Annotated in this window: 21 protein-coding genes; 12 read left to right on the forward strand and 9 right to left on the reverse strand. The window is 56.6% G+C overall.

Annotated elements, in window-relative coordinates; translation table 11 throughout:
- The first annotated feature begins 385 nt into the window (after positions 1 to 385).
- The gene (locus A11S_RS00180) at positions 386 to 1,483 is read left to right on the forward strand and encodes a porin (protein ID WP_015466442.1); all 1,098 of its coding nucleotides are present in this window, start codon (positions 386 to 388) and stop codon (positions 1,481 to 1,483) included.
- Positions 1,484 to 1,556: 73 nt separating this feature from the next.
- A complete protein-coding gene (locus tag A11S_RS00185; protein ID WP_015466443.1) occupies positions 1,557 to 2,204 on the forward strand; it encodes a YggS family pyridoxal phosphate-dependent enzyme in 648 nt (215 codons plus the stop codon).
- An 80-nt stretch (positions 2,205 to 2,284) separates the two neighbouring features.
- On the opposite strand, the gene A11S_RS00190 is transcribed toward A11S_RS00185, so the two are convergent.
- Positions 2,285 to 3,034 carry a hypothetical protein gene (locus A11S_RS00190; RefSeq protein ID WP_015466444.1) on the reverse strand — a complete coding sequence of 250 codons (750 nt, stop codon included), beginning with the start codon at positions 3,032 to 3,034 and terminating at the stop codon, positions 2,285 to 2,287.
- A gap of 186 nt (positions 3,035 to 3,220) precedes the next feature.
- Here A11S_RS00190 and A11S_RS00195 point away from each other — a divergent pair, with 186 nt between their 5' ends.
- On the forward strand, positions 3,221 to 3,754 hold the full coding sequence (locus A11S_RS00195; protein WP_235067815.1) for a winged helix-turn-helix domain-containing protein: 534 nt from the start codon (positions 3,221 to 3,223) through the stop codon (positions 3,752 to 3,754).
- Here the strand turns inward: A11S_RS00195 and A11S_RS11860 are convergent, their stop codons facing one another.
- On the reverse strand, positions 3,755 to 4,012 hold the full coding sequence (locus A11S_RS11860; RefSeq protein ID WP_015466446.1) for a hypothetical protein: 258 nt from the start codon (positions 4,010 to 4,012) through the stop codon (positions 3,755 to 3,757).
- Positions 4,013 to 4,393: 381 nt separating this feature from the next.
- The gene (locus tag A11S_RS00205) at positions 4,394 to 5,158 is read right to left on the reverse strand and encodes a hypothetical protein (protein WP_235067817.1); all 765 of its coding nucleotides are present in this window, start codon (positions 5,156 to 5,158) and stop codon (positions 4,394 to 4,396) included.
- 212 nt (positions 5,159 to 5,370) lie between these two features.
- Between A11S_RS00205 and A11S_RS00210 the strand changes: the two genes are divergently transcribed.
- Positions 5,371 to 5,949 carry a Smr/MutS family protein gene (locus A11S_RS00210; protein ID WP_235067826.1) on the forward strand — a complete coding sequence of 193 codons (579 nt, stop codon included), beginning with the start codon at positions 5,371 to 5,373 and terminating at the stop codon, positions 5,947 to 5,949.
- Positions 5,950 to 5,951: 2 nt separating this feature from the next.
- On the opposite strand, the gene A11S_RS00215 is transcribed toward A11S_RS00210, so the two are convergent.
- The 4 genes from A11S_RS00215 to A11S_RS00230 all read right to left on the reverse strand — a co-directional run bounded on the left by A11S_RS00215 (position 5,952) and on the right by A11S_RS00230 (position 9,750).
- Positions 5,952 to 7,100 (reverse strand): M23 family metallopeptidase, encoded by a 1,149-nt coding sequence (locus A11S_RS00215; RefSeq protein ID WP_041802292.1) that lies wholly within the window; start codon positions 7,098 to 7,100, stop codon positions 5,952 to 5,954.
- Entirely contained in the window at positions 7,090 to 7,689 is a 600-nt protein-coding gene (locus A11S_RS00220) for a hypothetical protein (RefSeq protein WP_015466450.1), read from the reverse strand. Before A11S_RS00220 ends, A11S_RS00215 begins: the two co-directional genes overlap by 11 nt.
- 95 nt (positions 7,690 to 7,784) lie before the next feature.
- Positions 7,785 to 9,254 (reverse strand): RimK family protein, encoded by a 1,470-nt coding sequence (locus A11S_RS00225; RefSeq protein WP_015466451.1) that lies wholly within the window; start codon positions 9,252 to 9,254, stop codon positions 7,785 to 7,787.
- A 25-nt stretch (positions 9,255 to 9,279) separates the two neighbouring features.
- The gene (locus tag A11S_RS00230) at positions 9,280 to 9,750 is read right to left on the reverse strand and encodes a GNAT family N-acetyltransferase (protein ID WP_015466452.1); all 471 of its coding nucleotides are present in this window, start codon (positions 9,748 to 9,750) and stop codon (positions 9,280 to 9,282) included.
- A 177-nt stretch (positions 9,751 to 9,927) separates the two neighbouring features.
- Here A11S_RS00230 and A11S_RS00235 point away from each other — a divergent pair, with 177 nt between their 5' ends.
- The 4 genes from A11S_RS00235 (at position 9,928) to A11S_RS00250 (ending at position 13,071) form a co-directional block, all read left to right on the forward strand.
- On the forward strand, positions 9,928 to 11,004 hold the full coding sequence (locus tag A11S_RS00235) for a TerC family protein (protein ID WP_051054866.1): 1,077 nt from the start codon (positions 9,928 to 9,930) through the stop codon (positions 11,002 to 11,004).
- Between the two features lie 459 nt (positions 11,005 to 11,463).
- On the forward strand, positions 11,464 to 11,820 hold the full coding sequence (locus A11S_RS00240; RefSeq protein ID WP_235067828.1) for a hypothetical protein: 357 nt from the start codon (positions 11,464 to 11,466) through the stop codon (positions 11,818 to 11,820).
- A gap of 213 nt (positions 11,821 to 12,033) precedes the next feature.
- A complete protein-coding gene (locus A11S_RS00245) occupies positions 12,034 to 12,621 on the forward strand; it encodes a GNAT family N-acetyltransferase (protein WP_041802294.1) in 588 nt (195 codons plus the stop codon).
- Between the two features lie 81 nt (positions 12,622 to 12,702).
- On the forward strand, positions 12,703 to 13,071 hold the full coding sequence (locus A11S_RS00250) for a histidine triad nucleotide-binding protein (protein WP_015466456.1): 369 nt from the start codon (positions 12,703 to 12,705) through the stop codon (positions 13,069 to 13,071).
- Positions 13,072 to 13,085: 14 nt separating this feature from the next.
- Here the strand turns inward: A11S_RS00250 and A11S_RS00255 are convergent, their stop codons facing one another.
- Both A11S_RS00255 and A11S_RS00260 read right to left on the reverse strand, forming a co-directional pair.
- Positions 13,086 to 16,241, reverse strand: coding sequence for a CHASE domain-containing protein (locus tag A11S_RS00255; protein WP_041802800.1), 3,156 nt, complete (start codon positions 16,239 to 16,241; stop codon positions 13,086 to 13,088).
- 180 nt (positions 16,242 to 16,421) lie between these two features.
- Positions 16,422 to 17,057, reverse strand: a complete 636-nt coding sequence (locus tag A11S_RS00260) for a hypothetical protein (protein WP_015466458.1) — start codon at positions 17,055 to 17,057, stop codon at positions 16,422 to 16,424.
- A 269-nt stretch (positions 17,058 to 17,326) separates the two neighbouring features.
- On the opposite strand from A11S_RS00260, the gene A11S_RS00265 reads away from it, so the two are divergent.
- From A11S_RS00265 to A11S_RS00280, 4 genes are all read left to right on the forward strand, one after another.
- A complete protein-coding gene (locus A11S_RS00265; RefSeq protein ID WP_015466459.1) occupies positions 17,327 to 18,253 on the forward strand; it encodes a hypothetical protein in 927 nt (308 codons plus the stop codon).
- Positions 18,247 to 19,797: a YifB family Mg chelatase-like AAA ATPase gene (locus A11S_RS00270; protein ID WP_015466460.1), complete on the forward strand. Its 1,551-nt coding sequence runs from the start codon at positions 18,247 to 18,249 to the stop codon at positions 19,795 to 19,797. The genes A11S_RS00265 and A11S_RS00270 overlap by 7 nt, the downstream gene beginning before the upstream one ends.
- A gap of 39 nt (positions 19,798 to 19,836) precedes the next feature.
- Positions 19,837 to 20,469: a DUF5615 family PIN-like protein gene (locus A11S_RS00275; protein WP_051054904.1), complete on the forward strand. Its 633-nt coding sequence runs from the start codon at positions 19,837 to 19,839 to the stop codon at positions 20,467 to 20,469.
- A 157-nt stretch (positions 20,470 to 20,626) separates the two neighbouring features.
- A complete protein-coding gene (locus A11S_RS00280; protein ID WP_148285072.1) occupies positions 20,627 to 21,709 on the forward strand; it encodes a hypothetical protein in 1,083 nt (360 codons plus the stop codon).
- Positions 21,710 to 21,844: the final 135 nt, after the last annotated feature.

A 21,844-nucleotide genomic window follows, 5' to 3' on the forward strand; every position in this document is an offset into this window, starting at 1 on the left:
TGTATCTAAAGACCCTCACCCAACCCTCTCCCGGAGGGAGAGGGCTTTTAAGAGAGACGTATATTGTCCATGTTCCCTCTCCCTCTGGGAGAGGGTTAGGGTGAGGGTCTGCCCCCTTTTTTTGTCATCCCGAACGCATGTGAGGGATCTCACCTTCGAGGAAGAGGGGATCCCTCGTCGCTCGCTTTCGCTTCGCTACAGCGCGGCTCTGTCGGGATGACAATGGGGGAAATTGTGTCAATAAACCCTTCAGCCAATACGAAAAACACACCCGTATATCAAAGGGATAGGCTGTGCCCGCGGGCTGGACAGGCCCCTTTATGAATGGCATCCTTATGCCTCATAACGAATCAGTCTTTCTTTACTTCGGGGACCACTTAACATCATGAAAAAAATTCTTCTCTCCGCTTTGGTTGCGGGTTCAACATTCGCTGCGGTGCCGTCCGCAATGGCGCAGGACAATGCCATTGATCTGGGCATCGGCGGTTTTATGCGCGGCTATGTGGCTGTCCATGATCAGGATGATATGCCGGGCAACGAATCCCGCACCTTCGACATCCTGCGCGATACCGAAGTGCATTTTAAAGGCAAAACCACGCTGGATAACGGCCTGACCGTTGGTTTCCACACGGAAATCCGCAACGATTTGGGTGATGGTTCTGCGGTTGATGAATCCTACGTTTATTTCTCTGGTGATTGGGGCCGGGTCAATTTTGGTGCCGAAGATGGCGGTGCCTATTTGCTGCAGGTTGCGGCTCCGGCAGCGGATTCCAACATTGACGGTGTTCGCCAATACCTCAACCCGATCAACTATGACACGCTGACCAACGGTGCGTTTGGAACCGGGTTCCAGATTGATTACGCCACCAACTCCTCGGGTAAATCTGACAAGATCACCTATACCACACCGAAATTCTCCGGCTTCCAGGCCGCTGTTTCCTACACACCGGAAGTCAGCAGTTCGTCCCGTTCCCTCGGCGTTGCCGAAGATGACGAGCTGGATGATCGTGGTTCGGCCTATGAAATCGGTGCGCGTTATGAACGCGAAATCGGTGATTTCAACATCCTGCTGGGTGCTGGTTATGTGGCGGTGGATGTCGAACAGAAATCGGCAGCCAGTGATGATCTGAAATCCTGGAACACGGCGGCGGTTCTGGGCTGGAAAAACTTCCAGATCGGTGCAGTGTACTTCGATGAAGAAAACGTCGACACCGACGCCAACGAAAACCATGACGGCTTCGTCATCGGTGCCGATTACACCATGGGCCTGTGGGTTCTGGGTGCGTCTTACCTGAACGGCACCTACGAAGAACTGGCCGCGAACGAAGGCGATACAGAGCGTTACAGCGTCGGCCTGACCTATAACTACGGTCCGGGCATGTCCTTCCGCGGGTCTGTTCACCACGTTGAACACGAATTCGGCGGTGCCATCGGTGACCGCGACGCCACCAGCCTGTTGCTGGGTACGCAAATCAACTTCTAATCTTCGGATTGGATGAAGCGATTAAAAAAGGGGGCGGATATCGCCCCCTTTTCTTTTTTGCTATGCTGAAAAAATGATCGATCACACCATTCAGACCCGCATTGAAAACGCTGCCCGTGCCTGTGGGCGGGATGGGGCGTCTGTGCAATTGGTGGCGGTTAGCAAGACCCAGCCGGAGGAGAAGATTGACGCGGCCCTGCGCGCGGGCTTGTGCGTCTTCGGTGAAAACCGGGTGCAGGAGGCACAGAAACGCTGGACGGCCCGTCGGGCCGATTATCCGGATTTGTCCCTGCATCTGATTGGTCCACTGCAAACCAACAAGGTGGCGGATGCGGTGGCGTTGTTCGATGTCATTGAAACGGTGGATCGCCCCAAGCTGGCGCATGCGCTGGCGGCGGAAATGCGGGCGCAAAATCGGGCTTTACCCTGCTTTATTCAGGTGAATACGGGGGATGAGGCGCAAAAAGCCGGCTGTTCCGTCGCGGATTTGCCCGGTTTGTTGCAATTATGCCGTGATTTAGGGCTGAATATCACCGGATTGATGTGCATTCCTCCCGTTCAGGATGATCCCGCCCCGCATTTTCGGCTTTTGCGTGATTTGGCGGAGCGTCATGATTTGCCATGCCTTAGCATGGGCATGTCGGCGGATTTTGAAACCGCCATCGCCCACGGGGCCACCCATGTGCGCGTGGGCTCGGCGCTGTTCGGGGCGCGGGGGTAGGCCCTCACCCAGAGGGAGGAGGCATGTGGATGTGCTCAATGGAGCTCCCTCTCCCCACGGGAGAGGGTGGGGGTGAGGGGTTATTCGTTAAATTTCCACACCTGCCGCGTCGCGGCGTGGCCTGCTGCCGGTGTGATATCGCTTAAGGTGGCGGCGCTCTCGTAATGTTGTGTTGCATTGAACGCCAGCAGGGTTTCCGGTGTTGGCGGGGTTCGCGGCGCGGTGGTGGCGTGGTCCAACTGCGCCAGTGCAATCTGGCCGGCGGATGTTGCTGCGGCGGGCGGCGGGGTGATGGGTTCATCCTTCAGCGCGGCCATGGCGTGTTCGTCAATGGTCGCGCCTGTTTCTTCGGCCACAATCACGTTCACCAGCCCGGCCGCGGCCCCAACCGCGCCACCAAACAAGGCCCCGCCAAACACGCGCCCCGATGGGCGGATCGTATCGCCCGTAATTTCCCGGTACGCCGTGCCAACCAGCGGGATATGGTGCAGGGGGTTGATCATGTCGATCAGGTCGCCAAATCCGAATGGCTCCTCACCCTGCAGGGCGAGGTTCACGCTGTGATCGGATTGATAGGCCAGCGCCCCGTCTACGGTGGGCTGGACCGGCCCAGCCCCGGTCAGGGTGGCCAGCGTTTCTTCCTGGGCTGTTTTGGGTGCGCCCCAGACCGGAATGGATCCGGCCATGCGGTCATCGCCCTGTTCCATGCGAAAGACGGGGCGCGGTTTTGCGGCGGCCTGTGGGCCTGAAAAAACGGCCACGCCCGTCTGTTCCCGCGGGGAGGAAACCGCGGACGCAGAGGGCATGGCAATCGTGTCAGGCACCATCATGGGGAGAAACTTTTCCAGTTTGTTCAGTCACTACCCGTATGATTTTGCAAGGATCATGCCGTGGGGGTGATATTGTAACTTATTGTTATAAAACAAAAAATCTTTTGAATAGGGAGGCAGTTCGGGGGGGATGGTCCAATTTTGCCCGGCGTTTTGTTCCGCTCCGGTTTCTGGCATGATGCAGGCATGACCCAGACACCGCCTTCGCAAACATTACCCATCTCTCTGCGCGTTCCCCCGTCTTTGCCGGGGCGGGTGGGCGATGTTCTGGTGCGGGCGGCAACCCGGTACGGGATGAATGTGACCGTGACGACCATGCCTGCCGATATCGACCTCAGCGATATGCTGGACGGGTCGCGGCGTGTGCGGTTGGGGCTGGTGCTGGATATGATCCGGCGGCACAGCGTTGCGGGCGCGGCACCGGCCGTGCTGGGCATGTTTGAATTTTTGCCCGCCGATCTGGCGTTGCGCGGGGCGGACGGCATTGTCACCCGCCTGACGGAGAAAGAGCGCGATCTTCTTTCCGTCCTGCTGGCCGCGCGTGGGGCGGCGGTGGCGCGTGATGACTTGCTGGATCGAGTGTGGGGCTTTGCGCCGGGCGTGGAAACACACACGCTGGAAACGCATATTTACCGCTTGCGGCAAAAATTGGAAACCGACCCGACGGCCCCGGTTATTTTGACCACGGATGGCGATGGGTACCGGTTGATTACGGGGTAATCACGCCTGCAAAATCAAATCCACCGCCGTGCGCAGGCTTTGCAAAAACGTGTCGGCTTTCTTGATGGTCAATGTGGCAACGCCATGTTTGGCCAGCGTTTCCAGATCATTCATCAATCGCTGAATCGTCCGGATGTCTTCCGGGCTTAACTCCACCTTGGGGCCTGTGGGCGTCGGGGGTGGTGGGGGGGCCGTGTCACTGATGGAAATGGAATGGCTGCCCTGCCGCGCCGTGTTTTGATAGGCGTGTGCGGCCATGGACGCCTGTTGCGCCACAGGCGTGGGCGGTGGTGCTTCGGGCGGCGGGGCCGCAGGGGTGGTGGCCTGTGGCTGTTTTTTTTTTTTTCCGCCGTACCCGCCTGAATCAACAAATCGCGCAGAAAGACATACAGCGCCGAAACCGATACATGTGCATCATCATCAAATGAAAACTCATCGCTTTCATCCTTGTGTTCGTCTTTCTTTTTGCCGTGCCCGCGATCCTCGTCATGGCGAATGCCCAGCCATGAATCGGCATGCTCGGTCGTGCGGAATGTGGTGCGGAAAACACCGTCCAGTTTTGAATCCATCGCGCCAAAAAGCCTTAAAAAATCATCGTTATAACAGATTTATTATAACGCGTTTTGGCCGCGCGCGTCATTATTCCTTGCTGAACAGTAACATCAGCTCGCGTTCACGGCTGCTGACATAGCCGGGGGAGACATCTTCCCACAGGAGGATATCCTCCTCATCCTCTTTCCACAGGGCCAGAACCACGGGGCTGGCCACCATTGGAAACAACGGAACACCGGACACTTCCATCGGGGCTTTGCCGTCGGCTTCCTTGGCAAACGCCACGATTTCGGCGCGGATCAGGCGTTTATCCGCGCTGGTGCGAATGCGCATCAGGCTTTTAATACGGTCGTATTTCGCATCATCCAGCGGAAAGGTCATGGTGGGCTTGACCCCCGTGACAATCACGGCCAGCCACAAATCACCGACATTGAACGGGAAATAAATCGGATCGGCCATCGCGGGCAGGGTTAAAACCATGCGGCGCGGCTTGGCGGGTGTTTTGCCCGCGGCGTCACTGGCTTCGAAAAGTTGCAATGTGGCGGGGCTTTTGATGGTGAGCGGTGTGCGCTCGACATAGAAATTCAAAAACCCCTGTTGCAGGCGCAACGTGCCCTGCTGCACGATTTCATTACGCTGGCTGGGCTTGGCGTTTTTATAGGCTTCGGTCGGTGTGATCCAGGTGCGAAAATCCGGCAATGTGTCGGTCAGGCGATAAAATGCAAACGCGGCCTTTTCGCTTTCGGTATAAGACCGCATCAAATCGTCCTGCGCATGGGCGGTGCGATGGGGTGTGGCCACAGCCAACAACACCATAACAACAGAAAGAAAGCGCAGGGCAGATACGAACATCAACGGGATTTCCAAAACCGGATCCAGAACCGGACCGGGGCAGGGTGTGGTGGGACAGCGTCTATCCCATGATGCTATAATCTCTTTTATAATCTCTGAATACAACTGGGATATGTATTGCGATGGCGAAAAAACCGCCCCCGCCATCCGGGTCTGAAACCGGACGGCAAACTGGGGAAAAACACAAGAAAAACCCCAAAGAAAACAGGGGGTTGAGCGATGAGGATCAGGGGCTGTGGGCCTATGTCCTGCGCGATGTTTTGCCCCTGCCCGGAAAACGGGCCAAACCCGTTTTGGACGCCGGTGATCATACCCCTGCACGCGCCGCATCGCCCGTCCCCGCGCCCCCCCAGAGCGAGGTTGCTCCCGCGTCTGCACCCACGCCTGCCCCACCGCCCCGGATGGATTTATCGCCCGGCTCGGGGCTGGATCGGCGCAATGCCAATCGCCTGCGCAAGGGCCAGATGGTGATTGAGGGGCGGTTGGATTTGCATGGGTTGCGCCAGGCCGAAGCCCAGACACGGCTGACGCAGTTTTTGCTGAGCGCCCATGCGGCGGGAAAGCGTTGTGTGCTGGTGATCACGGGCAAGGGCAATTCAAAAATGACCGCCGCCATGGATGATGGGCTGCCGGGTTGGATGCGCAATGAGCCGGGTGTTCTGCGCCAGAATTTGCCGCTGTGGCTGCGCCAGGATCCGTTGCGCGCGATCGTGCTGGAGATGAGCGCGGCCACCCCGCGCGATGGCGGCAGTGGGGCCTTTTATATTCTCTTGCGCCGAGAGCGGGGCTGAGATTACGGCTCGACCGACGTGACGGTGACCATCCGCTCCAACGCGCGTGAAATGGTCTCGGTGGTAACGCCGTCGCCGGTGCGTTCCAGCGTCAGCGTGCCCGTATACGGGCCGGGCATCAATGTGCCCCGTACTTTACGTCCGACATAGTAAAACTGCCGGGCCCGGGTTTTATCCTGCGTGATGGCGCGGCTGGCAAAGGGGCGGCCCAGCGGGTCGGTGATGGTCATGTGGATCACATCCCCCTCACGCACCCCGTAAATACCCACCCAGAACGACAAAGCCGGGGCGTCGGCGCGAACGGTGGCGGCACCCGTCGCATCAATCCGCAAGCCATCCAGAACCGGCTCACCCGGCGTAAATCCGCCCGCATACAGGGCCACGGGTTCATAAGGCAGGGTCAGGCCCATCAGCCACAGCGGTTTCGGCGTGCCACCGCACCCGCCATCAATGGCTTCGCCACTGAACGGGTCGATAATCGTGCCGCCTTTGAACAGGCTGAAATGCAGATGCGGAAATTCCGCCGCCCCGGATTGGCCGATTTCGCCAATGCGTTCCCCGGCGCGCACCGGCTGGTTCGGCTTGACGGTGATGCTGCCTTTTTTCATGTGGCAGGAAATGCTCTGCCAGCCATTGCCATGGTCAATCAGGACGCCGTTGCCACAGCCCAGATTGGAGGACAGCATCGTCTGAATTTGTTCGCCGGTGGGCTGTTGATCATCCTGTCCGTCGCGGACGCGCACGACGCGGCCATTGGCGGCGGCGACAACACCCACACCAATATCCATGGCCACGCGATCGCGAATGGCGAAGTCCGTTCCATCATGCCCGTCATAGGTGCGCGGGCCACAGGTGTAATCGCGGGCGCTGTCCTTTTCGGTGTCGGTGTCGATGTAATTCACGACCCAGCAATCCGTGCCCAGCGCGCACGCCGCCGGCATCATCAATTGCGGCGGGCCAGAGGGCGTGGGTGCCGGTGTTTGGGCCTTGGACGGGGTTTGGACCAGTGCGGGGCCCGGAATTTTTTCTTCGGGGATGCTTTCTTCGAGGATCTGTTCTTGTTCAGCGGGCAGAGATGTCTGCGCCCAGAGGGGCGCGCCAAAACTGCACGAGAGGGTCAAAACAGCGATAAGAAGCCTGTTAAAAGCCATGATCCATTAAATTCAGACTGAGTTTGCGAATAATCGCCACATGCTGGGCCAGCGGCGCGGGCATGGTATCAGCCTTCAGGGCGTCAAGGCCACGCAAAATCTGCGGGCGGCGCGTATTGATCCGGTCCTGCGCCGGACCCAGACCTTCAGAAAGATAGGTCGGATTCATAAGCTGGTAATAGCTTGCGATCAGGGCACAGGCCATCGCCTCTTTTGTGCGGGGGTTCAGGGTGCGCGCGACCAACGGGGCCGCCCTGTTTCCCAGCAATGCCACCATGTGCGCGTTGTACAGGGCGCACGCCAACCCGGACGGGCTGAGGGGGCTGGTATAGGGCCGGGCGGCCTGTGCGAACAAGGCCGTGGCGGTGGGTGTGCGGTCCGTGCCATCATGGATGGACAATAATAGCCGCGCCGCCATGGCGCATTCATGCAGCCGCAGTTCCAGATGCTCAATCCGTTTGATCAGGTCGTGGGGATCTTTGCGCGTGTAATAGGCCACCCCCGCATCGTGCGCGGCGATAAAGGCATCGCGCAACGGCGGATGGTCGGGCAGGCCCGATTTCTTAAACACGACCAGCGCTTTGGACATGCGTGAATATCAATCAATCAAAGGGTTTAGGATTGCCGGGCACAGTAGGGGGTGCGGGGGCGGCTGTCAAATTTGACGCCTGTTCTTGCAGCGCATCATTCCGCTTCGATCAGCGTAATGAAATGCTGCATGATTTTGCGGTACAGGGCGTCGCCCAGATAGCCGTCTTCGACCCCGGAATCGATGCTGGGGTTGTCGTTGACCTCGATCACGTACACGCCGTCTTTGGTCTCTTTCAAATCGACGCCATACAGGCCCTTGCCAATCAGGCTGGCCGCCTTGGTGGCGATTTTGACGACGTTTTTCGGGGCTTCCTCAATCGGAATGGTGATGTGGTCACCATCCTGGAAGTTGTGATCGTCCAGATGCTGGTAAATCTGCCAGTGCCCCTTGGCCATGAAATATTTGCAGGCGAAAATCGCCTCACCATTCAGCACGCCGATGCGCCAGTCGAAATCCGACTGGATAAATTCCTGCGCCAGAATGATTTCCGATTTTTTCAAAAGCTCACGCGCCATGCGGTCGAAATCTTCGGGATTCTCGGCCTTCACCACGCCCTGACTGAACGCGCCGTCGGGAATTTTCAGTACGGCGGGATAGGCCAGCGTATCGCGGATTTTGCGTTCCGTGCGCTTGTCGATAATGGTGGTTTTCGGTGTCGGCACCTTGTTCGCGCTCAACAATTCAAACAAAAACACCTTGTTACAGCAGCGAATAATCGATTGCGGATCGTCAATGACCGGGATGCCTTCGCTTTCGGCCTTGTTGGCCAGGCGATAGGTGTGGTGGTTGATCGCCGTCGTTTCGCGGATAAACAACGCGTCATATTCCAAAATGGATGCGGAATCGTGCTTGGTGATAAATTCCACCGACAGGTTCAGTTCCTTGCCTGCCTTGACGAATTTTTGCAGGGCTTTTTTATCCGATGGTGGATGTTGTTCGTCGGGATCATGCAAAATACCGATCCAGTACTTCTCTTTTTTCCCGTTGTTCGTGCTGCTCCACGCTGACCCGGTGAATTTTTCCAGCGCGTCGGCCATGAACGACATTTTTTCATCCGGAATGTCGGACAAAGCCAGCGGCTCGATATTTTTCACTTCCCATTTCTTGCCGTAGTGCAATTCAATCGCCAGCAAGGGAAAGCGGAACAGGTCAAAGGCGCGGCGCGCAACGGCGTCCAGCTTTGGGTGCGATGTACGCCCGAAATACACGTAATATGTGCGTTCCAGCGGTTCGTCCGCCGGTTCCTTGAACACGCGGTCCAGCACCCCGTTCAATTCCGGCAGGGCGGATTGATAATTGCGTTTCCAGTTCAGCTGGATCATATGCGACACGGACGGGATGCAGCGCATGTTGCGCGCCTCCGCCAGCAGGGAGCAGTAATACCCCTTGCTCATATATTCGTAGTCGCTGCAGAGATTGATAACCTTGACGCGCTGGCAATGGTGCAAGTCGATGCCATGCAGGCGGTTGGCGATGAAATCATCCGGCGTCACGATCACGCGATCCGGGTGGTCCGGGATCGTTTCGCGGGCTTCGTCGGTGATTAAAATATATTTCAGCACGTGGTCTATAAAATCCGTGTGTCTATCACAGATTCAATAGCATTTTCAGCGCGTCCGCACCATCGGAATAGTAAGCGGGCACGCGTCTGTAGGGGACAAACCCCAGTTTTTCGTAAAGGGTGATGGCGGCTGTGTTGCGGGTGCGCACCTCCAGCCACAGGCGGGGGGTCTTGCGGGCCTTGGTCACGGCGATGGCCTTGGTCATCAAGGCCCGGCCTACGCCCTTGCCCCGGTGGGCCTTGTCCGCCACGACGGAATAAATCCGCGCCCCGCGCACAGCGTGGAAGAACACCAGAACATAGCCACAGATGCCCCCGCTGCCCCGATCCACTGCGACCCAGAATTCGGCATTCGGGTTGGTCGTGTGATTGGCCATTTGCCGGGCGCTCAGCCGATCACCGGCGAAATTGCGCTTTTCAAGAGCAGACAGGGCGTCGCAGTCCGAGCGGCGGGCCCGGCGGAGGGTGATCAGGGCGGCAGAACGGGATGGGGGCATGCGGGTACTCTGCAAAAATGTTTGATCTATGAAAAATACAGCGTTGCGTGCGGGCTGGCAAGATTGTCGTGAATGCCATAAACTGGCCCACATTCCACGCCACTATGGCCGTGGAATAACCAGCATTTTTAACAAAGCCGGGGGCTATGGCGGTTCTGCGGCTGGGGCTTCGTGTTGATGGACACTCTTCTGGATTTCTTTACACAAACCGCGCTCGGCCATCCGGTCTGGATGTGGGCTGCGTTTTTGGGCATCGTGCTGACGCTGCTGGTTTTTGACCTGGGCGTGTTGAACCGCAAGGACCATGAAATTGGCGTGCGGGAAAGTTTGCGTCTGACCGGCGTCTACGTCGCCATCGCCTTGCTGTTTGGTGTGTGGGTGTGGAATGCGCTCGGAGCTGATCCGGGGCTGGATTATTTTACCGCCTATCTGATCGAACTCAGCCTGTCGATCGACAATCTGTTCGTGATTTCGATGATCTTCGCCTATTACGGCGTGCCGCGGCAATATCAGCACCGTGTGCTGTTCTGGGGCATTATCGGTGTGATCGTCATGCGCGGTATCCTGATCGGCGTCGGCAGCGCCGTTGTGCATCGTTTTGAATGGGTTTTGCTGATCTTTGCGGCGTTCCTGATCTTTACCGGCTTGAAAATGCTGTTGGCCAAAGATGATGATGAAGACCGGATCGAAGACAGCGCGTTCCTGAAATTCCTGCAAAAACATTTGCGTGTGACGCCGTTCCTGCACGGGCACAAATTCTTCGTTCGGGAAAAGGGGATGGATTCCCTGACCGGATGGGTGGCGACGCCGTTGTTTCTGGCGCTGGTGACGGTTGAGGTTGCGGATCTGATCTTCGCGGTCGACAGCGTGCCCGCCGTGCTGGCCATCACCAACAATACGTTCGTGGTGTACACCAGCAACATCTTCGCCGTGGTTGGTTTGCGCGCCATGTATTTTGCCGTGGCGGCGATCATTCACCGGTTCCATTACATGAAATACGCGCTGGCCGTCATCCTGATGTTCATCGGAACCAAGGCGTTTATCGCGGAATTTGCCGGGTTTAAATTGCCGCCGGTCCTGTCGCTTGGGATTACGCTGACGTTGCTGGCTTCGGGTATCATCTTCTCGATGATCAAAACCCGGAAAGAGGCGGAAGCCGTGGTTCAGGCCGCGCTCAAAGGGGAGAGCATCGTTCATATCGGCCCAAAGCCGGGCGATGACCCCAAAACCCCGCCGGTGACCCAGGATACTTAAGCCCACCACACGTTCATTCACCATGCGTCACCTCGGACAAAGGCGGATAGCTTTTCCGGGATGACGGATGAGGAGATGGTTAACACAGGACACGATGCCGGGGTGAAATGCACACCCCGGCATCATCTTTTCGCCCGTGCTTTTGCCCCTAACCCCTTGAGATTTATGCCTGAAGAAATATTTATGGAAATAATGTTCCATATTTAAGGTTTGGCTTATATTTCATGGTATTCTGAAGAGAATATGAAAACACCACCGTGCTATAATGATGGTGGATGCCTGTTTCCGGTTGATCCGGACGGGCGGGCGAAGCGGCAGTCTAATCGGCCTTCTGACGCTTCGCAAAGGCCCCGGACAAGAGGGGCCAAGCGTGATCCGGGTTTGGTCGGGCAGTTCCGGGAAGGGGACCGCCCACCGCGTTAAAGCGTAATTGGTAGAGAGTTTTTAGACGGTCGATTCATGAAACAATCTGTTCGATGCCAACGGGCCCGCATGCGGGTGCCGATGCGGCTTTTTGTGCTTTTTTCCGGGTTTATTCTGGCCGGTGTGGGCGGGTTTTCCGCCGCCCAGGCGGCCAGCGCCTCGCTGCCGGTATCGGTGCGGGTGGTCAATTGTTCCACCCCCGATCTGGCGCGGGCCATGTGCAGTGGCGAAAATCTCTGCTGCGGCCTGATCCCCATGCTGGAGGCCCGGGACGGGGTGCAGGATCAGGCGCGGGCTATGACCCCTGAAGAGGCCCCGGCGACGGTGTCTTACGCCTCTGGAACGGTGTCCTTTGGGCCAGGCGATAATGGTGCGCCGGTCGTGTATGAATAGGCCCCGAACGGTCGCATTTTACGGTTTTGTTTCTCCTGTAAACCTTATTGCCACGCACAACATTGTGCGTGGCTCATTTTTTCGGAAAGTTTAACAATTTCTGTTTGAATCATAGGGACGGTCCCCGTATGGTCGGCGCAACAAAACCGCACCCAAGCGGTTCCCCTTCTCAGACAGGGTCTGTCAATCGAGTATCTTTGTGTGGATGAGGCTATGACAGAAACACCCCTACCGAAAGCAAGCGAACCAGTACCGACGGTGGAGCTGGTCACTGAACTGGCGCCCGGCGATCTGGATGATTTGATCGACGCGACCGATTCCGCCATTTCCGATGGCGGGGGATTTGGTTGGGTCCGCCTGCCCGCGCGTGAAGTTCTGGAACGCTATTGGCGCGGCGTCATGACGATGCCGTCACGCATTTTATTCGTCGGTCGTATGGACGGTGTCATTTGCGGTACCGCCCAACTGATCACGCCGCAGAAAAATAACGAAGCGCAAAATTTCTCTGTCACCATGACCACCGTGTTTGTTGCCCCCTGGGCCCGCGGCCATGGCTTGGCCCGTATGATGGTTGAAAAAATGGAAGAGGTGGCCCGGGACGAGGGATACAGCGCCATCAACCTCGACGTCCGCGAAAGCCAGGATGTCGCCATCAAATTGTATGAAAGCATGGGCTATGTGCATTTTGGCACGCACCCGTTTTACGCCCGGGTCGATGGCAAGATCATTCCGGGGCGGTATTATTACAAGGTTCTGGACCCATCCGGCCTGAAAGACCGTCCGGAGATTGATCTGGTCTGAACGGGCCCATCATCTTTTCATTCCTGATCCTGCGCGTTATGCTGGCCTGACCGGTTCGGTTTCCAGCAAAGGGGCGCATTCATGACCTATGACACCAACAATATTTTTGCCCGCATCCTGCGTGGGGAAATTCCCTGCAAAAAGGTGTATGAGGATGATCAGGTTCTGGCGTTCCACGACATCGCCCCGCATGCGCCGGTGCATGTTCTGGTGATCCCCAAGGGGGCCTATATCAATCAGGCTGATTTCGGTGCACGCGCCAGTGCCGATGAAATTGCGGCCCTGTATCGCGCTGTGGCAAAAATCGCCACCGATCTGGGCCTGCACGAAACGGGATTTCGCACCATCGCCAATACCGGCCTGAATGGCGGGCAGGAAGTGCCCCATTTCCACGTCCATATTCTGGGCGGCGGCGCGCTGGGGCCGATGCTGTCGAAAAAGCTGGTCTAGGGGTAGTGGATTGGTCAGGCGCGCAGGCGGCTGACCGCGTCATTCAACTGGTTCAGCGCGTCATGATAGGCGGCGTTCAAGCCTTCGACGGCCTCTGTATAGTCCTCTGTGGGCATTTCTTCGATCCGGTCCATCAAATCGCGGGACATGTGGGACAGGCGGTCCAGCCCGACACTGCCCGCCGTCGCGGCCAGCGCATGCAGGCTTTGATAGGCTGATTTGCGGTCTTTCTCCAACCCGGACAGGGCGCTCAGCCGTTCATCCGCGTCCGTGCGGAAGGCCTCGACCATTTTTCCGGTTTGTTCATCACCCAAAAACCCGCGCAGATTGGCCAGTTTCGCCGGGTCAAACAGGACGTCATTGTCATTGGCGTCTTTTAAAACCCCGGCATGCGCAACCATCCGTTCCGACAGGCCACACACCGTGTCGATTTTTTTGTACAGCATGTCGGCATCAAACGGTTTGATCAGGTAATCATCCATGCCCGCGTCGTAAAAAGACTGCGCGATTTTGGGCAAAGCATGCGCGGTCAGGGCAATGATGGGAATGTCCAGTTCCAGTTCCTCGCGAATGATGCGGGTGGCTTCCATCCCGTCCATCACCGGCATTTGAATATCCATCAGGATCAGGTCGTAATTGCGCCGATGTTTCAGTATGTCGATGGCTTCTTGCCCATTTTCCGCGTGGGTTACGGTGTGGCCAGCCCGGTGCAGCAAGGCATCAATCAAATCGCGGTTCAGCGGCGTGTCCTCAACCGCCAGAATGTTTTTCGGTTTGATGGATGTCACCAGGCGCGCGGTGCTGAAATTATTTTCACGCTGCTGACCGACGGCCATAGGAATGGTGACAAAGAAACGCGATCCGCGGCCCTTTTCACTTTCCACGCGGATGGTTCCGCCCATGACGATCACCAATTGGCGTGTGATGCTCAGCCCCAGTCCAGAGCCGCCGTAACGTCGCATCATGCCGGTTTCTTCCTGCACGAAATTTTCGAACACGTCGTCCAGCTTGTCTTTGGCAATCCCGATCCCGGTGTCTTCGAATTCCATCAGCAAATTGCCGTTGGCGTAATCAACGCGCAGAATAATACCGCCTTGCTCGGTGAATTTCACGGCGTTGGCCAGCAAATTGATGGCGATTTGTTTGATGCGGTATTTATCCCCGACCAGAACGGGTGGGCACCGTGCCGAAAAAACGCAATCCAGCGTCAGGTTTTTTTCCTGCGCGCGCGCCTGCACCAGATCGACGCACAGGCTTAAGGCGGTGCGGATATTAAAGGGGGCGCTGTCGATATCAATCTTGCCGGATTCAATACGGGACAGGTCCAGAATGTCGCCGATGACGCGCAGCAGCGTATTGCCCGCGATTTTCGCCTTCTCCAGATAGGCGCGTTGTTCCGTATCAAGCTTCGTGTCCTGTAAGATGTCGATGAATCCCAGAACGCCATTCATCGGGGTGCGGATTTCGTGGCTCATTTTCGCCAGGAAATCGGCTTTGGCCGATGCGGCTTTGATGGCTTCTTCTTTCTGGCGTTCGGCTTCCTGTGTCTTTTCCCGCACCAGTGATTCAATGATTTTCGTGCGGTTCAGCATGTTGAACAAAAACGCGGCGTACAGCCCCGAAAAAATCATCCCGCCAATCAGGATCATGGTCGGGGTCGGGCTGTAGGTCGCTCGTTCATAGGCGGGCGTGCTTTCCCAGGCGATGGTCCAGTTTTGTTGCATGATGCTGATGGTGCGCTGGGTGGTGAACATCGGCGCATGGGGGCCGTTTTGTGGCACACTGCTGTAAATCAGGTTTTTGGCCTGTGTGTCGGTGCCGTCATACACGCGAATATTCATGGTGCTGGCCTGGCTGTAGGTCAGGCCTTCAAAGAAATTGCGGCCGACAAAGGGGGCGTAAATCCACCCGACCAGATTGGCACGGCGCTCTTCCACTGTGTCGTGGACATCTTCGCCCTTTTTATAAATCGCCTGCAATAACAAGAAACCCGGTGTTTTATCCTGATCCTGAACCAGTTCTATCGCCCGGGTCATGGTTGGTTTTCCGGTGTCGCGTGCACGGATTGCGGCATCATACCGCTTTTTTTCAAACGCGATGTTCAGGCCAAAGGCGCCGGCATTTTTTGCGCGTGGTTCGATGTAGGTAATGATAAAATTTCCTGCATGGGGGCCGGGTGGGTGAATAACAAATTCCGAATTGCTTTCACGCGCGGTGCTTAGAAATTCGACGATGCCCCCTTCTGGCACATATTCGATGTAGCCAATACCCCCAATACCAGGGAAATTGTGCTCAATGTCCAGTGTGCCAACGAAGGTTTGCCATTCATCGCGCGAGACGGTGTCCGATCCACCAAAAAATCCAGACCCGCTGACCAGAACATGGGCGTAAGATTCGATACGGTGAAGCAGCGCGTGTTCGCTTTCTGCCGTCATATTGACGAACTGCCATTTGTTGTTTTCGTAGATAAACGTACCCGCGGTTTTCCACGCGTAAAACGTCACGATCAACGGCACGATCACCGTCATGATGATCAATGCAGATAAGGGTTTCAGCCCTTCGCGATATTTTTTGATTTCGTGATATTCGTTGATGAAAATCAAAACCAGCGGCAGGAACACAAACACGCCCAGCAGATCACCTAGCCACCACGTGTACCAGTTTTCAAAAACCAGATTGGCCGGCAACTGGCCAAAACTGTACAGCGTTGCCACCGCAATGGTGGATGCCGTCAGGCACGCCAATGGCCCACACAGGAAGAACAGCAGCAAACCCTGACGGGCGGTGTGGATTTTCGGCGGCGTGGCGCCAAAAACGCGCCGGACCAGCGTAAATCCGACCAGCGCCTGTAACGTTGATCCAAATCCCACGGCGGCGGCGGGCAGGATCGTGCTCCAATCCACCTGGTTGATGGTGACGAACGGGCCGCCCTGGAGTGATAGGTTGACGAAGAAAGACCCAATAAAAACCCCCGGCCACATGCGAAAGCCATACGCCAAAATAAAACCCATCGCGATACCGGATGGGGGCCAGACAATGGTGGCGTATCCCGGTTGCGCGGCCATGAACAAACCCAACCGCCCCATGACGAAATACAACACGGCCAGCATGGCGATGCGGGGGATCAGGATAGACAGATCGTTGGAATGGGCCGTGCCGCTATGCTGCATCAAAAAAACCAATAAATAAAAAACGCCGCGCCAGAGAGTGCGTCCCATAAAAAGGGACCACTCAAGGATCATACCATTCAATTCTGACGCGATTCTTGCAGGAACCTATATCAAAGAATAGACATAGGGTGCTGACCTAAAGAGACCAGCACCCGTAATTTATTTATATTTTACAGCGCGTTAGCTTGGTCGCGGGGCGCCCGGAAACACGATCACGTTGCTCTGGCCGCTGGGAATCCCGGGGCTGAACTGGGCCGGATGGGCGTCCATATCCTCGTAAATAATCCCTAAATCCTCGCCATTCACCATCGCATTGGTGTACGCGGCATAGGACCGCGCATGATCGGCCAGCAGGGTGCATAGTTGGGCCTGATCACTCTCGCCCGGCATATCGCCGCCGCACGTATCCAGCAAGTCGGCCAACGCTTCGAAATCTTCCGCCATGGAATCGGTGAACTGGGTTTGCGCGGCGTTCACCGCGGCGTCATTCAATTGCCCATCGGCATAGGCCAACCATGTCGGGCCATATTCATGCGTGATGCGGCGTGTCTCCACGGCCAGCGCGCCCGCCATCGGGTGCAGCCCGGTTAAATCATGCGCGATATGCGCGGCGGATAATGAAACGCACAACAACGCCGCATCCACCGGCATTTCCGCAATCATCACATCCATCGCGTATGTGGCGGTATCATCCAGCGGGCTCAGACCCTTCAGCACATCATGCACGGCACACGGCACCGTCAATTCACGGTGCAGCCGAATGATCTCCTGTTCGCTCAAATGATCCTTCACGTTTTTCAATCCCAAAACCGACACTTTTAAAACCCCATTGATCTTGAACTCTCAAAGCCCGTCCCCCGACGAACACCCCCACCATGGACCAGCGGGGGTGAAAAAGAGGTTAACGGGGGGTGTGGAGCGAAAAATACAAGGGTTTCTGCGGGGTTTTGGCTTTGCGTCGGGTGGGTTTTGTGGAAGGATAATGATGTATTTTAGGTTGTTTGGGGCCATGGCTGTCGGAGATTTCTTGGTTTTTTGTGCGCCCCTTTGTTTGCCGCCGATTTTATTGAATTAAAGGTACGGTTTTGGAAAAAAAGAATCGCGAGATCGCATTTGTGATGGGTCTGCTTTGGGGGTTAAAGCCCTCGGATCAATCTATTGTTGAAGCGTTCTGCTATCATATTCCGAATGATGAAGTTCATGTGAGCGTGAAGGCGAATAGCGCGAATGAACAATTCTACAAATCTCTACAGAAAATAAATTTAGCAACAGAATATTCCGCCGTCGTTACCGATGGGGTGAATATATCGAATTTTGTTTTATGCGCCGCAGCTCGTCCAGTTCTATCGGCAAGTTTGGAGCGTATAAAAAATATGCGTGACCAGCAATTTCCTGAAGACGCAATGCTATCCAGCGAACTCTACAAAATGCTCAAAAAATATGAAGCGGAAAAAGAAATTCATGCGATTAACAAGCTTGTTTCTTTTACTGTGGCGGGCATTGAGGCGCGAGTAAAAGAAGTAAGTGAAACTTCTAACACATCATCGGCACCCCTCTGGATCGTGATTCTTCGTAATGTTGCTTTGTCAGCTATTGCGGGCGCTTTGTTTGGATGTTTTTTATTCTCATTGCTTTGGGTTCTTCCCGAGCGGGCAGCGAATGCCGATACCATGGAATTGATCAAGATTTTCCTGACATCCCCCGTTCTTCTAATTTACATCATGCCGCTTTTTGTTCCTCTGGTTGGTGTGGCATGTGCCGTTGGGGTTTTGTTCCAAAAAAGCATTCAGCGGCATCTTCTTTTATGGTGTTGTGGCGCGCCTGTTTTCGTCTGGTTGACAGTTGTTGCGATTTTGAACTATTCCCCACACAATGAATATTACAGTCAATATGCTTGGTTCGAGCGGTTTTTGATGGATATACAAAATCCAGAACACTATATTTTTCTATTGTCTTCTGCGTTTTCATCCTTCGTTTTTTATAAATTGTCTTCCAAAGGTTTCAAATGGTAGCCCGCGTTCAAACCGTTGCTTTTCATGGCGTTGATGTCTGTCCTGTGGATGTGCAGGTGCAGATATCGTCGGGGTTGCCGTCTTTCACCATTGTTGGTTTGCCGGACAAGGCCGTGGGGGAAAGCCGCGAGCGGGTGCGGGCGGCGTTGCATGCGTTGGGGTTGTCGTTGCCGCCGAAAAAATTGACGGTCAATCTGGCTCCCGCCGATCTGGCGAAGGAAGGGTCGCATTACGATTTGCCGATTGCGTTGGGTGTGCTGGCCGCGATGGATGTGTTGCCGCGCGATGAATTGGCCAATGCGCTGGTGCTGGGTGAATTGTCGCTGGATGGTGGTATTCGGTCCGTGGCGGGTGTCTTGCCCGCGGCGTTGCATGCGGGGGCGAATGACAATCGATTGATCTGCCCGGCGTCGTGTGGTGGTGAGGCCGCGTGGGCGGGGGAACATCTGGATATTCTGGCCCCCGGCGATCTGTTGCAATTGATCAATCATATGAAGGGCACACAGGTGCTGACCCGTCCGACCGCGCGCATCGCGGCGGCGAATGATGGCGCACGGTTTATGGGCCCCGATCTGGCGCAGGTGCGGGGGCAGGAAACGGCGCGTCGTGCGCTCGAGATCACGGCGGCGGGTGGGCATAATTTATTGATGTCCGGGCCGCCGGGATCGGGCAAATCATTGCTGGCGGCATGTCTGGCGGGCATTTTGCCGCCGCTGAGCCCGCGTGAAGCGCTGGAAATTTCCATGATCCATTCATTGGCGGGCACGTTGCCTGATGGTGGGCTGGTGCAGATGCGCCCGTTCCGCGACCCGCATCATTCGGCGTCGTTGCCCGCGCTGGTCGGTGGTGGGGCCAAGGCGAAGCCGGGGGAAATTTCACTGGCGCATAATGGCGTTCTGTTTCTGGATGAGCTGCCGGAATTTGCACGCCAGACTTTGGAATCGTTACGCCAGCCATTGGAAACCGGGCAGGCCGTGGTCGCCCGCGCCAACCACCATGTGACGTACCCCGCGCGGGTGCAGGTGGTGGCGGCGTTGAACCCATGCCGGTGCGGATATCTGGGCGACCCCAGCCGCGAATGCACGAAAGCGCCGCGCTGTGGCGGGGATTATCAGGCGAAAATGTCGGGCCCGTTGCTGGACCGTTTTGATCTGCGCATCGACATGCCCGCCGTGGCGCTGGCGGATCTACAAGGCAACCAGCCGGGTGGTGAAGATTCTAAAACCGTCGCGGCGCGGGTGCTGCGCGCACGGCAGGTGCAGGCGGCCCGGTATGACGGGCGGGCGGAGATCAGCCCGACAGGGTTAAATGCGCATATATCCGGCGCGAAACTTGAAGACATTGTGGCCCTGGATGATGCGGCGCGTGCCATGGCGTTGAAAGCGGCGGAGGCGATGAAATTATCCGCGCGCGGCTGGCACCGTTTATTGCGCGTGGCGCGCACGATTGCCGATCTGGATGGGGCCGGGGATCGCGGCGTGGACACGGCCCATGTGGCCGAGGCGCTGTCGTATCGGCATATGGGGCATATGAACGGGGCGTGAAATTTGACGGCGACCTTGTTTTTCCTCTACCGTCAAAATATGGGACATCGCACGGATAAACATCAAAAACTCACCCGCCTGTTTGGCTTGGTGGCGGCCGCGCCGGATGGGGCGGTGGTGTTGAGCCGTTCTGGCATCATGCTGGCCCCGGTGTTGCACGATCTGGCGGCGGGGGTGGATGGGGATGCGTTGTTTGCCCGTCATCCCGGCATCAAACCCGAAGAAATCAAAACGGCTCTGGCCTATCACGCGCGCTTCGGCGATGACCCGGCGCATCCACGTGATTTGCCCGCAGGACCAAAAGCCGTGTTGCTGGATGAAAATATTCCCTACACGCTGTTGCCGCAAATGATCCGCGATTTTGGTGTGTGTTCGCATGTCGAGGCCGAAGGGTTGTCGCGCCAAAATCTGGCGCCGCATAACCGTGTCCATGCCAAGGCGCTGGATGCGCTGATCTGCACCCGCGCGGTGCAGGACCAGTTCGCGGCGATCGTGACGCAGGACAGTGACTTTCTGGCCATGATCAAAAATCCCGACCATCCGGTGCATGGTCTGCATGTGGTGATGATCCGGGATGCGCGCGATCCCGTGGCGGATGTTCTGGCCCGCAATGCCAATACGATCCGGACGGTGGTGGCCAAACGGGTGCCGGGCCTGACCTATCTGACCTGATTCGTTCGGCCCTGTTTTTTCTCCTAATTAATTGAAAAGGCTTAAATTTTAAGCCCTTGACCCCGGGTGGGGTTGGGGTAAAATCGTTGTCATATTAAGAGTATTTTAGGGCCTTAAGGCCTATGATCTTATGAAATATAAATAAAAGGGTGTTGTGGTGGGTGTTTTAGCCGGACAATTCAATCAGATAGACGGTCTGCGCGGCGCGGAGGCTGGTGTGATTCACATGCGGTCTGCGGATCTGCATGGGGACCTTCATTCCGACCTGAACGGGCTTGATGATGTCAACGCATCGATGGATGCGCAGGTGAATGTAACACCCTCACCCATGGCGTCCTTTGCCAGTGTGTTTGCCCCGGCGGCGATGGGCACGGGCCAGACCCAGACTGCGCAAACGCAAGACAACATGCGCGATCTCAAACAACAATTCACAGCGCTGACCACGACCAGCGCGATCTGGAATCCGACACAGAAACTGAACAACGATCAGGTGGCGAAGGGTGTTGAAACCAACCGCGCCGAAGGTCACGCCAAAGCCAACACCGCGACACAGGCGCAGGACAATATTCGCGAACAGGCTGCCGACCTGACCAAGCGCATGAACGCGCTGGATGCCGGCAATGACGGCCCCAGCGGCATGAACCAACCGGGTGGGCTGGGTGCGTTTGTTGCGGGCGAAGCCAAGGGCGCCGCCGCCGTGGCCGCCGTATCAACGGTCAGCCCGACCGCCGGGGCCGCGTTGGCCACCATTCAACTGGTATCCATGATGGGCCGCGGCACGTTCGGTATGATGAACCAGGGCGATTTGATTACGACGAAAGTGGACCGCAAGGGCCATGCGGTCGATGCTGGTTATGGTCGCGGTGATTCCGCACCGTCATCTCCGGCCGGTCCGCAACAAAACGCCGCCCAGCCGCAATCGCAAACCATGTTCAATCAGATGAGCAAAGGCCCGGGCTTTGGTGATCCGAAAGCGATGATGGATATGGATGAGGGCCGTGTCGGCCTGTCCGGTGCGGGCCTGCGTGATGTTGCCCGCATCAACATTGAACAAACACCGGCCATGAAGGCGTATGAAAGCATGCGTCTGGATGGGGTGAATGTCGCCAAACTGCACGAAGCCCGCCAGCAAAATGGCATTGCCGCCGATGCAGATAACGTGGCCAAGGCCAATGCATTGAGCCTCGAAGATCCAGCGATGCGTGGGCAGGCTATGCGCATGTCTGGCGCGATGATGTAACACGCTTTGTGAAACGGCCTGCAAAGGCCGTCTTTCTGCGCGTGTGGTTCTTGAAAACCATTATTTCCGACCCATTTTCCCGTGCGCATGCTTTTGTGCCAGGTATCACACTGGCTGTACAATGACGGGCGCGCC

The organism is Micavibrio aeruginosavorus EPB, assembly GCF_000348745.1.
Classification (GTDB): Bacteria; Pseudomonadota; Alphaproteobacteria; order Micavibrionales; family Micavibrionaceae; genus Micavibrio; species Micavibrio aeruginosavorus_A.

Excerpts from the sequence above, each read along its gene's own strand:
- A11S_RS00215 (WP_041802292.1), bottom strand. The coding sequence starts at position 7,100 with ATGGCTTTTAACAGGCTTCTTATCGCTGTTTTGACCCTCTCGTGCAGT.
- A11S_RS00195 (WP_235067815.1), top strand. The coding sequence starts at position 3,221 with ATGACCCAGACACCGCCTTCGCAAACATTACCCATCTCTCTGCGCGTT.
- A11S_RS00255 (WP_041802800.1), bottom strand. The coding sequence starts at position 16,241 with ATGCAGCATAGCGGCACGGCCCATTCCAACGATCTGTCTATCCTGATC.
- A11S_RS11860 (WP_015466446.1), bottom strand. The coding sequence starts at position 4,012 with ATGGCCGCACACGCCTATCAAAACACGGCGCGGCAGGGCAGCCATTCC.
- A11S_RS00235 (WP_051054866.1), top strand. The coding sequence starts at position 9,928 with ATGGACACTCTTCTGGATTTCTTTACACAAACCGCGCTCGGCCATCCG.
- A11S_RS00245 (WP_041802294.1), top strand. The coding sequence starts at position 12,034 with ATGACAGAAACACCCCTACCGAAAGCAAGCGAACCAGTACCGACGGTG.
- A11S_RS00270 (WP_015466460.1), top strand. The coding sequence starts at position 18,247 with ATGGTAGCCCGCGTTCAAACCGTTGCTTTTCATGGCGTTGATGTCTGT.
- A11S_RS00250 (WP_015466456.1), top strand. The coding sequence starts at position 12,703 with ATGACCTATGACACCAACAATATTTTTGCCCGCATCCTGCGTGGGGAA.
- A11S_RS00185 (WP_015466443.1), top strand. The coding sequence starts at position 1,557 with ATGATCGATCACACCATTCAGACCCGCATTGAAAACGCTGCCCGTGCC.
- A11S_RS00240 (WP_235067828.1), top strand. The coding sequence starts at position 11,464 with ATGAAACAATCTGTTCGATGCCAACGGGCCCGCATGCGGGTGCCGATG.
- A11S_RS00205 (WP_235067817.1), bottom strand. The coding sequence starts at position 5,158 with ATGTTCGTATCTGCCCTGCGCTTTCTTTCTGTTGTTATGGTGTTGTTG.
- A11S_RS00180 (WP_015466442.1), top strand. The coding sequence starts at position 386 with ATGAAAAAAATTCTTCTCTCCGCTTTGGTTGCGGGTTCAACATTCGCT.
- A11S_RS00190 (WP_015466444.1), bottom strand. The coding sequence starts at position 3,034 with ATGATGGTGCCTGACACGATTGCCATGCCCTCTGCGTCCGCGGTTTCC.
- A11S_RS00230 (WP_015466452.1), bottom strand. The coding sequence starts at position 9,750 with ATGCCCCCATCCCGTTCTGCCGCCCTGATCACCCTCCGCCGGGCCCGC.
- A11S_RS00220 (WP_015466450.1), bottom strand. The coding sequence starts at position 7,689 with ATGTCCAAAGCGCTGGTCGTGTTTAAGAAATCGGGCCTGCCCGACCAT.
- A11S_RS00275 (WP_051054904.1), top strand. The coding sequence starts at position 19,837 with ATGGGACATCGCACGGATAAACATCAAAAACTCACCCGCCTGTTTGGC.